The sequence below is a fragment of the Dysgonomonas sp. ZJ709 genome, from assembly GCF_011039195.1.
Taxonomy (GTDB): Bacteria; Bacteroidota; Bacteroidia; order Bacteroidales; family Dysgonomonadaceae; genus Dysgonomonas.
In genome coordinates, this window is sequence record NZ_JAAKEM010000001.1 from 397,876 (window position 1) to 411,012 (window position 13,137).

Here is a 13,137-nt window from a genome sequence, read left to right on the forward strand (position 1 = left end):
TAGATTAAATAAAGGGATTATCAAAGGGAAATGCAAGCCTTTTTATCAAAATGCTTTTTCTGTTTTTGTTTTAAATAAGCCGAAAAAATAAGAGTTGCAAGACTAAATTACATGAACTTACACGCTAACTTGTAAACTTGTTCAGCTGATTTTTTCCACGAATATTTTTTTATTTGCTCCAATCCTTTTATTCGAAGCGATTGTCGTAAATCCGCATCACTAACTAATAGGTTTATTTTATTTGTGATATCGTTCACATCGAAAGGGTCGACATATAAAGCGGCATCTTCACTTACTTCACGCAAGGCGGGTATATCTGAATTAATAGCCGGACAGCCGAAAGTCATCGATTCTAGTGGTGGCAGCCCGAATCCTTCATAGAGAGAAGGATAGACTGAAAGAAGAGCATTTTGATACATTGTTTGAAGTGCTTCGTCGTCAATATATCCGGGTAAATGGATGTTTTCTCCTACCAGTTCTTTTAAATCGGGTGTATTGAATGCCTTAAAGCGCATTCCTATGATATATAGTTTGATCGATTTATCTTCAATCAGATTGAATGCTTTGACAAGGCGGATAAAGTTTTTTCTTGGATCCATCGACGAAACGGCAAGGATGTATCTTTCGCTATCAGGGGCCAGTTTGTAATTTAATATATCCTCTTTGGATGGCTTATTATGAAAAGGTACATTGCTATGTATTACATGTATTTTCTGGGGATCAAGTCCTAATGTTTCTACAATTTCGTTTTTCGAAAACTCACTGACTGTAAGTACAGCATGTGCTTTGCGACCGATACGAGGCATCATGTAATGGTAGAAACGATAGTAATTTTTAGAAAACCATTCAGGATAACGCTCGTGCGATACGTCGTGAATGGTCATAATCTGATTGTTGTAGTTTAATGGGCCACAGCCTGTAAAGCTTATCAAAAGAGGACTGTCTATGCTCCTTAGGTAACGGGGCAGTGATATTTGTTCCCAAAGATGGGTGTTCAATGAACCGCATTTCACAGTTTTAAAACTGAATTTGTAGTCAGGATGTATTTCTTTGGGTACAGCAACATGAAAATCGACACCCATTTCGTGTAGTTTATTGCATATCTCGAAGGCGTAGCGATGCACCCCTGTTGCTTTCTGAGTTAAATATCTACCGTTTACTACAAACATATTTTATTGATTGGGTATTTCTATATATATTTTTTTTCTGAACCAGCTTTTCTTGATAAAACATTTGGTAAGCCCTATCCAGAATCTCATTTTGAAGCGTTTCCATGCTTTATTCGATACTTTAGCATCGGCGAAATAGTCACAATCGGCCAGTATATTGAAGTACTCTTTCTTTTGTTGCATTCCACCTTTTAAGAACTCAATGTGATGTGTTGCTGTTTTTGATTTAGGAAAAACATAGAAACGTCCTTCTTTTATATTCGGTACGTAGGGATATTTATATTTTATATAACTGGGTACATGTACGGGCATATTTTCTGAAATCCAGATATAGTTACCTTTGTTATCTCTCAGAAAATTAGATATATGACATTCAGGGAATAGCTCGAAATCGAATAATTTTGGATTATTTCTTATATAATCAGATTTAATAAGAGCGAAGTCTGTCGCTAGCCCATAAGATTTGTCGTACCAGTCGGCACTAGCCCAAACGGCATATTGTGATTGAGAGAGTAAATGGGCGTATTTGGTATGAATAGTATCCGTATATACCCATGTGTCGGCTTCCAATATTAATGTGTAATCATATTCTTGGGGAATATATTTAATGCCTTCCATTAACAATTGAGAGTTGCCTTTACGATGTCCTGCGTTTTCTTCCAGTATGACGAGCTTATCTATAAGCGGTAATGATTCAGAAGGTATTTCATAGCCTTTGTTCTTACCATTACTAACAACGATTATATAATACTCATTTTCCTTCCATGTGTCGGATATGATTTGGAGATTATATTTCAGATCTTCAATTCTGTCATAAACACGTATAAGAACAGCTATCTTCATCTGAATTATTTTGTATGCCAGGTCTCTAAACCTTTTTTCGTAAAAGTGTATGGCTGTACTTTACCTCCCAGTTTTTCTAAGGCCTTGGCTACTTCGAATCTAGTGTTGCCCGGGCAGTAAAAAAATACATATCCACCGCCACCGGCTCCGGATATTTTGCCTCCTGAAGCACCTGCGTTTATTGCAGTATCGTATAATTCTTCAAATAAGGGAGTTGTAATGCCATCAGCCATTTCTTTTTTGAAAGTCCAGCTTCGGTGAAGAATATCCCCAATTTCGTCGAGATTGTTTTTTAGAATAGCTTCTTTTATTTCGTAAGCTTGCTGTTTGATACCATGCATAGCCTCTATCGATTTTTCTTTATTCTCAGTTACGTTCTTCTGTTGTTTTTCGATGATATCACCCGAATTGCGGCTCGAATTGGTGTAGTATAGTAACAGGTTGTTGGACAATTCGTTAATGGTTTCATTCTTTATTCTTAAAGGATTGACAATAACCTTGTCATCCGAATAAAATTCCATGAAGTTGAAACCTCCGAATGCTGCAGCATATTGATCTTGTTTTCCTCCCGCTTGCTTCAAATCTACACGCTCTATAAGGTAAGCCAAATAGGCCATATCGTATTCGCCTAATGGCAAAGATAACCATTCTGCATAAGCACCTAATATGGCAATAGCAAGAGTAGATGAAGTCCCCAATCCTGAGCCAAAAGGCACTTCTAAAGCGCAAGTCAGTGTGAAGGATAAAGGAGCGTCAACGAAGTCCTTGACAACGCGATTATATATCCCTTTCATCAAGTCCGCTTTATCTCCTAATATAGTTAATTCTAGAGCGGAATCGAATATATATTCTTCTCCTGTTTGTGGAATACGAAACACAATTTTATTATCCTCTCTTGGCTCTATATTTGCATACGCATATAAACTGATAGTTGCATTAAGAATGCACCCACCAAAGAGATCGGAGTAAGGCGAAACATCTGTGCCTCCACCGGCTAAACCTAGTCTGAAAGGAGCTTTACTTCTATATACCATAATTACTTATTAGGATTTCCAAACAATGTGCTTTCGATTATTTCGCAGATAATATGACCTATCGTTATATGTGATTCTTGGATACGAGGAGTGTCTTTAGAAGGCACACTTATACATATATCAGCTAATTTGCCCATTTGCCCACCGCCTTCTCCTGTAAGGGCAATAGTGGAAATACCCATTTGTTTGGCTTTTTCAAAGGCTTTAACTATATTTTTCGAGTTTCCGGATGTAGATAATCCAATAAGAACATCGCCTCTACGTCCGATACCACTTAACAAGCGAGCATATACAACATCGTATGAATAATCATTGGCAACAGCTGTCAGAAAAGAAGTGTTGCAATGCAATGCGTCGGCCGAAAGAGGTTGTCTGTCAATGTAAAATCTACCTGATAGCTCGGCGGCTAGATGTTGAGCATCAGCAGCACTTCCCCCGTTTCCGGCAAAATAGGCTGATCCTCCTGCTTTTATTCTATCAATGATCAGCATAGCTGCATTTTCTATCTCTTTAAGGATCGATTCATTTTCTATCAATTGTTTCTTTACATCAATAGATTCTTGTAGACGTTGTTTTATAATATTCATAGCTATTGTTTTAGTCGTTTTGTAAAGATATTACAAACTTAGAGAGATTTTCATAATAAGCATTTATGTTTTTAAATATTTTATCATTTTTAGGGTATTTATCACCGACCAAAACTGTATACATACCTGCTTTGTTGCCGAATTCGATATCGGAACGGCTATTACCTATCATAATAGATCGTTTGAAATCGACCTGAGGGAAATCTCTTTTTGTTTGAAAGGCCATACCTATATTGGGCTTTCTATTAATTGATGTTGAATCTATATCTGAGCAGAAATAGATTTTAGATATTCGTCCCCCGGCTTTTTCAATTTGTGAGAGCATATAAAAATGAATACTATCCAATTCTTCGGTAGTCATAATGCCACGACCCACACCTCGCTGATTGGTTATAATAAATATATCTTCGAATATCTTTGTCAATAGGGCGATGGCTTCGATTGCTCCCTCTATAAAAATAAATTCCGAGATGTTTTTTACATAATCATCCGGTCTTTCTTCATTGATCACACCATCTCTGTCTAGAAAGACATATTTAAATTGCTTATTTTGTGTTGACATAGGTATATGGATTGTTTTTCTTTATGTCAGACTCTCTGAATCTTGTCCAAAGAGATGTCGGCAACAGTTTTTTAAAATACTGTTTGATATAAGCATTTCGTATATATCTCTTAAAGTAAGAAGAGTTGGGATTGGCCCCATTCAGTTTGACTTGCATATCGACCAACTCTTTAGAGCGCCTTATGCTATTTTGTACACTTAGACCTTCCAGAGCATCGTATGAACAGACAACAACGGGGATATGCTTAAATTGATAGCCTTCTCTTAGAAGCTTAAGGGAAAGGGCTGTATCTGCGACAATTCTGTAAGAGGTATCAAACTTTGTAGCTTTTGCTATATCGCTTTTTATAAATGCCGCCTGATGCGAAAAAGGCATGTATTCATTTGTATTGCACTCATCTCCGGCAGGAACGATATAAGCTATGTTTTTTAGCCTGAATTCTGCATCACCATAAATGATTGCATATTTATCAATATCGGTGTCAGTAGAGAAAATATCTTTTATAGCATTATCGGAATAGAAATAATCTCCTGCATTCATGAAATTGATCCATTTTCCGGTAGCACGATCTATTGCTTTGTTCATAGCATCGTATATGCCTTTGTCGGGCTCACTGATCCAGTAGGTAATCTGATCGCTATACTTTTTTATGATATCAACTGTGCCGTCTGTAGATCCTCCGTCAATCACGATATATTCGATATAGGGATAGTCTTGACTAAGTACACTTTGTAAAGTTTTTTCAATGAAATTCTTTCCATTGTAAACAACGGTTACTACAGATATTATGTCACATCGTTGTTGCATATAGTAGTATTATATTCTGTTTTTGAAATCTAAATTTGCCTTTTCAAAGTCCGATGGAATTCCGATATCTATAAAATAAGAGTTTTGTTCACAACCATATATTTTAAGAGAGTCTAGTCTTTCTTCCATCACATCTTTTTCAAAAGAAAATTTTTCGGGAAAATCGAGATTGTTAAATATGTTTTTGTTTATCAAATATACTCCCCCATTAATCAACCCTTGAGTACAGTATTGCTTTTCATTGAACTTTAATATACGTCCTTCTGTATTTGTTTCAACTGATCCATATCGATCAAAATCAGTCATCGATTTTAGTGTAATAGATATATCAGCGGATTTTTTATCGTGAAAATTTATTAAAGCATCTGTATTAATATCGAAAAATGTATCGCCGTTTATAACAAGCGCTTGCTGAGTCTGAACTTTCTGAAAAGCTAATTTTATAGCCCCTCCCGTTCCCAGAGGCTCACTCTCTATAACATGTGAGATTTTCACAGAAAGGTCTAATGTGTTAAGCCAGTTGATGACAATGTCCGATTTGTATCCTAATGATAGGATAATATGTTCAAAATTCTCTTTTATCAGATAATCTAGTAAATAATGAAGAAATGGTTTGCCAGATACTTCTGCCATACATTTTGGAACATCTTTCACAACCGATTGCAGTCTGGTTCCAAGCCCCCCGGCTAAGATTATACATTCTTTCATATTAATTTATATTTGACTTATCGGGTCTTTTTTAGAAATTTCTCTTCGTTGATTGGAATATACCTTAGGTAAAAAGACATAATATTTATAAAATAAGAAGTAAAAGAAAAACAAATACAGGATCATATTAAGATCCGTAAAACCTTTTACGTTCATAATCATGTTGTAAATGAGTAATGCTATTATCAAAAAATTTAATGTCCAGTCTTTTGTAAAACATTTTATCCCCACATACGTACTATAGAAGAAATACATAATCATTCCCGGAACGCCGATGTAAAACATAAGTCTTGTATAGCCTACATCACTACCAAAGAAGTCCATCTTACCATTGCCAATAATGAACGTTTTGAAATCATTGGGAGCATATAGCATCCCTATTATACCGTTTGAAGATGAAGTCTCTATCCGTCCCTCTTTTCTGAATCGGTCAAATAGTTCAAAAGCCCATTCTGTAAAATCGGGAAAGTATATATAGCAGAGGGCATATCCGACCACTAGAAGAAGTAATAATATTCCAATGAAATTTATTCCTTGACGTCTCTCTGGCTTAATATCGATGAAGAATAGTATAGCAAAAACTACGAAACTGGCAGTGAACCCAATGACAGTAGTTCTGGCTGAAAATAAGCCGACGTAGAAAATAAATGCATATAGCAGCGCCAGGAAAATAAAAGATTTAATGTTCATTTTTATTTTCAGAAATAGGTACATTATGAATATAAGCGCATAACCGGCTACAATTCCGGCTCCGAAAAAACCTATTCCATACCCAATAAGCCGTTCTTTCTCAGCTATCTCTTTTGTTTCTTCATCAACAATGGATTTTAATTGAAGAGAAAAGAAGAAATCGTTGGCGGCTTCGTTGAAGAACATAATCAAAGTTATTATACTTTGTAGAGCAATTGCAGCGATAATATATCCGAGAACTGTATAAATAGTAGGGTTCCCATGTATCCGATACATGAAATATATGATCATATAAGCGGTGAAGAACCATCCCATTTGGCTTCTGATATATCCTGTCATAAAGTCGTCGACAAAGCCATTGACATAAGCCGATATATAGCAGATAAATATTAATATCCCAAAAACTATCAATACCGATACTACTTCTTTAAAAGGAAATTTATGTAATCCGTATAATATTATGCCAACGATACCGGACATAGAAATAAATGATGAACCTCGTATCTCTAAAGCCTGAGGATATATTAGGTAAAAGACTAATATAAGTAGTAATGCTTTGGCAATAGTATTTATAATGATATCTTTCATGTTACTATTATCTAAACATTATTTTATAAATGAAGGACTTCTTGTATTTCAGTCTAAATATGCATTTTGTATATAAAATTACAAAATCTCTGAATGCGTAATTTTTATTTATATACAAAGCAGATTTTTTTAGTCGTCTTATCACTTTGAGTCCTAACTGTGAATTTGCACATAAACGAAGCCAATGCAACGACAGTATATATTTGAGATATGCTTCCTCGCAGAAAGGTTTATCTTTATTGCGTTTTATTAATGAAAGCATGAAATCTTCACATTTGTCTAGGTATTCTATTGACGATTGTGTTGGTGTACATTCTGCTACAGAAGCATAAATATCTAAATATTCATCTGTGGTAGGTAGTCCTAACTGTTCGCAATGTATCTTGAAAACTTTCTTTTTGTTATCTATCTGAAGCTGCTCGTTCAACGTAGAAACTTGCTGTTGATGGACACGGTAAAGTAATAGCGGTTCGCTAAGATTTGCAATCTTGGTTTTATAGATTGCTTTCGACCATAATGCATAATCTTCTACATGAAGGTATTGCATTTCGAAATTAAGATCGAGTTCAGTAAAGACGCGTCGACGAATCATTACAGCAGGATGACATATTCCGGATTTGAACAGTATGTAGGCACGTAATTCGCAGTCATGTAGCGGATTGTGGTGCAAATAGAGCTTGTCAGGTTTGTTTGATCTGAAGGTGTAAAACTGAGTGCTCACAACATCGTGATCGTTATTGCTTTCAAGAAAGTCAACTTCTTTTTCTATTCGGGTAGGAAGTGCAATATCATCCGCATCCATCCGGGCTATATAGTCTCCCGAGCATAATGTAATCCCTTTGTTGAGAGTTTTGATCAACTTCAGGTTCTCATCATTGTTTATAACCTTTATTCGAGAGTCTTCTTTTGCCATTTTTGCCAGAATATCACTCGTGTTATCTGTCGAGCAATCATTAATTGCAATTACTTCGATATTACGATATGTTTGGTTTAGTATCGAACTCATAGCTTCTACAACATATTTTTCAACGTTGTAACAAGGCATTAATACTGATACTAATGGTTGGCTCATTTTTTCTTTTCTGCTATCGAATTAAATATAGATGTGTAGGCGTCTACCATCTTTTCTATTGTAAAGTTGGCAAGATAATATTCTCTTGCATATTCTGACATTTTATTGTGTACGTTGTTATCTGATAGTATATATTCAATCTTTTCTTCAAAAAGATATGATTTGTTGACTATCGAAAAGCCATTCTTCCCGTCTAAAATTTCTGTAATGCCTCCCACGGCAGATGCAACGATAGGAACACCGAACGATAATGCTTCGAGTAACGACATCGGTAAGCCTTCGTAGTTGGATGGCAGCATAAATACATCTGCATATCGAAGATAGATCGAAGCAGAATGAGCTTCACCTAAGCAAAATACATTCTCTGGTAGGTTCGGTATTGTTTCCTTATTTCCTATCCAGACAAAGGCATATTTAGGCATTCTCTTGGCTACGTCAAGAAATAGATCGAGTTTCTTTTGTTTCGATATTCGGGAGATGCACATCACTATCTGAGGATATTTTATTTTTATAAGCTCAAGTTCGTGTGTTATACTGTCTTGCTCGTTGCTATGCGTTATGTAATTGTCAGTTACAGCATTATATATGCGAACAACATTTTCCGAAATTCCTTCTTCTCGAAGACAGTTTACATCATATTTGCTTACACCTACAATCCGGAATGCTCTGTCTTTTAATTTTTGTTCAACTATCAAGAACTTACGATACCCTTTTCGTATCGAATCGAAACCATGTACTGTATATACGATCTTTTTCGGATTGAATGCCATTCGCCCCAAAGCACCCATTTTAGACGAATGAAGATGAACAACATCCGGTCTGTATTTTATTCTGTAATAAAATAATTTGAGTAATAGAAAAAAATCTTTCCAAGAAACTCCTTTACGGTGTTTGCAGAGTTTTATTCTTGTGAAATTACTCCCAAGTTGGCTCCAAGCCTCACCGTTTCCTCCGTACAAAACGAAGACCTCGTGTTTAGGGCTCAAACTCTTAATAAGGTTGGCAACAATTGTTTGCGCACCACCATACTCCGAGACTGTTATTACTTGAAAGATTCTCATTAATGACTTTATATAATTACTCTAAAGTACAAATATAATAGCTTTTATCTACATTTAGAGATGGCAAAGCCTTAATTTATCACTAATGACAATATATTTAAGTGAGTTTAGGCGGGGTTATAGCGAGTTTTTTCCATTTGTAATATCCGAAAATGGAGACAATGAAGAATATAACAAACAAACTTCCCGACATAATATCATGCTGAACAAACAATAATATGCTCGATATAGCATTAGCAGGGATAAGCAATAGCCATTGCTCTACCCATCGGCGCGAAATCATCCATAAGGCTACGATATTGAGCGAAGTGGTCAAAGCATCACCTATAGTCAGATAATCTTGGTCTATGGTGTAATGGATAAGAAGCAGATAAATTATCACAAAAACTACGATAATTCCCCCAATAATCGGGATAATTGAGGATTTTGGCGCATGGATTGTTACGCCACTATCTGTTTCTGTTCGTTTGTATTTTGTCAACCACAATATCCACCCGTAGGCTGATGCAGCAAAAAAATACACATAGATTGCCATGCTGGCATATAATTGTGTGTCGTAGAATATGTATATATAAAAGGCAGCCATGACAATACTGGCAGCCCACATCATAATGTTAGCTTTGTATTCTAAATATAAGTAGAGTAATCCTATAATGGCACCTACTATACTAACCCAGTTATTTTGAACAAATTCTAACATAATATTTTAATTATATAGTGTATAAATTAAAGGGAGTTTAATATAAGTATGATTTACTCTTTATGATCTATATTCCCTCTGTTCTGTCATCCCGATACGTAGTGAGGGATCTTGATTATACTCTCGTTATAGAATGGATAGATCCCTCACTACGTATCGGGATGACAGGAAAGTGTTAAAAGCTAATACCTACTCGTGCCATAATATTACGTGGTGCTTGAGGAAATAACCCTTTGTAAACAGACGGTTTGCTTCCATCGGCAAATTTCTCTGTACTTACCCATGCATTAGCTACATATTCTTTGTTGAACACGTTGTTTATAAAGAATTGCAATTCGATCTTACCTATTTTGTTAGCTTGGAAAGAATATCCGGCTATAAAGTTGGCAACAAAGTAGTCATCTAACTGATTGTCTTTGTTTGAAGTATTGTCATAATACATCTTACCAACATATTTATTCACCAGCGAGAAATTCAGATCTTTCATCGGGATAACCGTTATGATCCCGCTTCCTACTACAGTCGGTGAGAAAGATATGTTAGTCGATTTGAAAAACTCCGATTTTTGTTCCACAACGTTCCAATCTTCCATATTATCATAGGTTTTAAAATAAGCTGTGTAATTCTGGATTTTATTGCGGCTTAATGCTGTGTTTGCATCTAAACGTAACCATTTCACCGGAGTATAAGCAGCTGATAGCTCTACCCCCATGCGGTAACTGTCGGGTACATTTTCCTGCAATTTATAGCCAGTATCGCTCAGTTTTCCTGTCTGAACCAACTGATCCCTGTAATCCATGTAATAGAAATTAGCGTCGAAGGAGAATGTGGTATTGGCATACCTATATCCAAACTCATAATCGAAGAGACGTTCAGATTCGACATTGCGATTGCCTTTGTGAAGTTCTTTCAGGTCTGCTCGTAATGGCTCTCTATTCGAAATACCCAGAGAGGCATATACTTCGTTGAAATCGTCGAAACTATATGATAAACCAATTTTCGGATTGAAGAAATTGAAGTAATAGTTTTTGCTAAGATCAGCCATGTCGTCATCTGTTCCTTTCATGCGATAGTCTATATAACGATTTTGCACTTCGCCGAAGAGTGTCAATCTCTCAGCGCCGTCGATCAGGCGATATTCCGCTTTGACAAATGCATTCATATCTCTTTTGGTTGCTTCTTCACGATACCATTCATAATTGATCGGTATGTTGTCATTAAACATTACCCAAGGTAATTTGCCATAATGGGAACCCTCGAAATAACTGTACATGCCACCTCCGCTTAGCGATAATTTATCTTTTTGGTATGTAAGATTTAAGATTCCGACATATAAATTATTCGATAATAATTTTCTGCGTATTACATCCGATTTCTTGTATGTAACTCCATCTATAACTTGAGGTGGTAAACCGAATTTTTCTTCAAGATTTTGCTTGGTTTTATAGTTTTCGTAATAACCATATCCATTGTTATAGCTAAAATTACCATTGAGAGTAAGATTGCTGTTTAGTTGGCGTGTATAAATTGCTTGTGCAATGTTAGAATAGTAATTATCTGTCTCATTATCGTAGTAACGGATATTCCCTGCTTCATCGGTATATTGCCCAGCTATATTGAATCTTCGGTCTATAGCCATCATTTCGGGATCAACTCCTTCCCATGTTATGCCTGTGTGTTGTATGGCATTGATATAGACAAAGCGAAGCATTTGTTTATCGGTAAAATGGGCAACGGTAGCATAACCCGTTTTATGATCGACCTTTCCGTTGCGGATATAACCGTCACCGGTTACTCGTGAATAACGTCCATCTATTGATAATCCGTTTTTCATGATACCAGTTCCCGCTGCAATACTCGATACGAATGTATTGTAACTGCCGATTGCTGTCGATGCCAGCCCATATGCATCAGGTTTCGAGCCTGTGGTTTGTAGCGAAATACTTCCGCCAAAAGACGCAGCTCCATTGGTTGCTGTTCCTACACCTCGCTGTACCTGTATACTCTGTAAGGAATTAGACAAGTCGGGGATATTTACCCAATATACTTCCTGACTCTCAGGGTTATTGAGTGGCATACCATTTAGTGTGACATTAATGCGGTTGGCATCTGTACCCCTTATGCGGTACGATGTGTTACCCACTCCCGTTCCGTCTTCAGAATAGGCTACTACGGATGGTAAGGTTTGTAATACAAATGGAATATTTCTCGCAGCATTGTCATTCTTGATTTGTGCTTCGTTGAGGTTGGAGTGGGCTATCGGAGCATTTTTTCCTGCTCGTGTAGCCGATACTACAACTTCTTCGAGCTGAACCAGTTTTAAGTTATCAGCTCTCTGTTGTGCATATAGTCCTATGCTACCCAGTATAAGAGTAGTTGTTATAAAAAGTACCTTTTTCATTTAAATACCTAATTAGTTGTAAGAGGACAAGTATTGTTATCTTCATTACAGATGTTAAACAAAAAAGGGGTTTGATAAGATGGTTTCCCGAATTTTAAGAATATGCGTGTGCGCAAAACACATAATCCATTCCCTCCGCCGGCATTACCCGGATCAGGTTTATATGGGTGTGATCTCAGCCCGTTTTATTAAGGCACCCCTAAGATTTCGGATGTAAAGATATACGATTAATTTGAATTGAAGAATAAACACTTATATAAAAAAAATCTATTAACTATTCTTCCTTATAAATCTATCGTTAGTAGAAAGAAACATTATAAGCTGAATGATCTATAATGAAATGGAAAAGTATTACTTTTGTGCCAAACCAAAATAAATTATCTAGGCAATGAATTTTTACAAACTTACTTTAATTACATTATTCTCTTTAGTTATCGGATTTTCGTTTTCATCGTGTGATAAGAGGAATGATTATTGGAAAGCTGCAACTTTGGATTTTAGCGCAGTTGTTCCTGTCGCTCGACAAGATGGGTATTTTGAGCAAACAATAAGAATTAGAAATGTCGATATTCAGGGATATAGCCCTTCTCGTGAAGATATGATAGATATTCGTAATATTGATTCTTGGTTGTTGTTGTCTAATCTAACACGTTTGGACAGGATATCTTTTAGAATTGTATTGGATGGAGATACAAGGGTCTTTTATGAGCAAAATGGTGTATCGGGAGACATACAAGGCGAATTTATTATAAATAATGATGTTTACTATTCATTAATGACGGAAGTTATGAATAGGATAAGATATAAAGGCTATGTTGATATAACGATAGTCGGTAATTCTAATATCGGCGATGGTGGTCCTATTGAGTTTAATTTTTCCAATAATATTGATATCTTAATTAGAGATTAAGACG

The 13,137-nt window shown here is 36.1% G+C and carries 13 protein-coding genes and 1 riboswitch; of the genes, 1 reads left to right on the forward strand and 12 read right to left on the reverse strand.

Annotation, left to right across the window (positions count from 1 at the left end; all coding sequences use genetic code 11):
- Window positions 1-107: 107 nt before the first annotated feature.
- From G7Y56_RS01795 to G7Y56_RS01850, 12 genes are all read right to left on the reverse strand, one after another.
- Window positions 108-1,169 (reverse strand): glycosyltransferase family 1 protein, encoded by a 1,062-nt coding sequence (locus tag G7Y56_RS01795; RefSeq protein WP_165040540.1) that lies wholly within the window; start codon window positions 1,167-1,169, stop codon window positions 108-110.
- A gap of 3 nt (window positions 1,170-1,172) precedes the next feature.
- Window positions 1,173-2,012 (reverse strand): hypothetical protein, encoded by an 840-nt coding sequence (locus tag G7Y56_RS01800; RefSeq protein WP_165040542.1) that lies wholly within the window; start codon window positions 2,010-2,012, stop codon window positions 1,173-1,175.
- Between the two features lie 5 nt (window positions 2,013-2,017).
- Window positions 2,018-3,046 (reverse strand): dehydrogenase, encoded by a 1,029-nt coding sequence (locus G7Y56_RS01805; protein ID WP_165020606.1) that lies wholly within the window; start codon window positions 3,044-3,046, stop codon window positions 2,018-2,020.
- A 2-nt stretch (window positions 3,047-3,048) separates the two neighbouring features.
- On the reverse strand, window positions 3,049-3,633 hold the full coding sequence (locus tag G7Y56_RS01810; protein WP_165040544.1) for an SIS domain-containing protein: 585 nt from the start codon (window positions 3,631-3,633) through the stop codon (window positions 3,049-3,051).
- A 10-nt stretch (window positions 3,634-3,643) separates the two neighbouring features.
- Window positions 3,644-4,195 carry an HAD-IIIA family hydrolase gene (locus G7Y56_RS01815; protein ID WP_165040546.1) on the reverse strand — a complete coding sequence of 184 codons (552 nt, stop codon included), beginning with the start codon at window positions 4,193-4,195 and terminating at the stop codon, window positions 3,644-3,646.
- Complete coding sequence (locus G7Y56_RS01820; protein ID WP_165040548.1) at window positions 4,179-5,003, reverse strand: glycosyltransferase family 2 protein; 825 nt, start codon at window positions 5,001-5,003, stop codon at window positions 4,179-4,181. Before G7Y56_RS01820 ends, G7Y56_RS01815 begins: the two co-directional genes overlap by 17 nt.
- Window positions 5,004-5,012: 9 nt before the next feature.
- Window positions 5,013-5,711, reverse strand: a complete 699-nt coding sequence (locus G7Y56_RS01825; RefSeq protein WP_165040549.1) for a nucleotidyltransferase family protein — start codon at window positions 5,709-5,711, stop codon at window positions 5,013-5,015.
- Window positions 5,712-5,717: 6 nt separating this feature from the next.
- The gene (locus tag G7Y56_RS01830) at window positions 5,718-6,989 is read right to left on the reverse strand and encodes a hypothetical protein (RefSeq protein ID WP_165040550.1); all 1,272 of its coding nucleotides are present in this window, start codon (window positions 6,987-6,989) and stop codon (window positions 5,718-5,720) included.
- Window positions 6,990-6,996: 7 nt separating this feature from the next.
- A complete protein-coding gene (locus G7Y56_RS01835; RefSeq protein WP_165040551.1) occupies window positions 6,997-8,061 on the reverse strand; it encodes a glycosyltransferase family 2 protein in 1,065 nt (354 codons plus the stop codon).
- Window positions 8,058-9,122 (reverse strand): glycosyltransferase, encoded by a 1,065-nt coding sequence (locus G7Y56_RS01840; protein WP_165040552.1) that lies wholly within the window; start codon window positions 9,120-9,122, stop codon window positions 8,058-8,060. The genes G7Y56_RS01835 and G7Y56_RS01840 overlap by 4 nt, the downstream gene beginning before the upstream one ends.
- Window positions 9,123-9,219: 97 nt before the next feature.
- Window positions 9,220-9,822, reverse strand: coding sequence for a nicotinamide riboside transporter PnuC (gene pnuC, locus G7Y56_RS01845; RefSeq protein WP_165040553.1), 603 nt, complete (start codon window positions 9,820-9,822; stop codon window positions 9,220-9,222).
- A 175-nt stretch (window positions 9,823-9,997) separates the two neighbouring features.
- Window positions 9,998-12,223: a TonB-dependent receptor gene (locus tag G7Y56_RS01850; protein WP_165040554.1), complete on the reverse strand. Its 2,226-nt coding sequence runs from the start codon at window positions 12,221-12,223 to the stop codon at window positions 9,998-10,000.
- Between the two features lie 113 nt (window positions 12,224-12,336).
- A riboswitch (TPP riboswitch) is annotated at window positions 12,337-12,434 on the reverse strand.
- 177 nt (window positions 12,435-12,611) lie between these two features.
- Between G7Y56_RS01850 and G7Y56_RS01855 the strand changes: the two genes are divergently transcribed.
- The gene (locus tag G7Y56_RS01855; protein WP_165040555.1) at window positions 12,612-13,133 is read left to right on the forward strand and encodes a hypothetical protein; all 522 of its coding nucleotides are present in this window, start codon (window positions 12,612-12,614) and stop codon (window positions 13,131-13,133) included.
- Window positions 13,134-13,137: the final 4 nt, after the last annotated feature.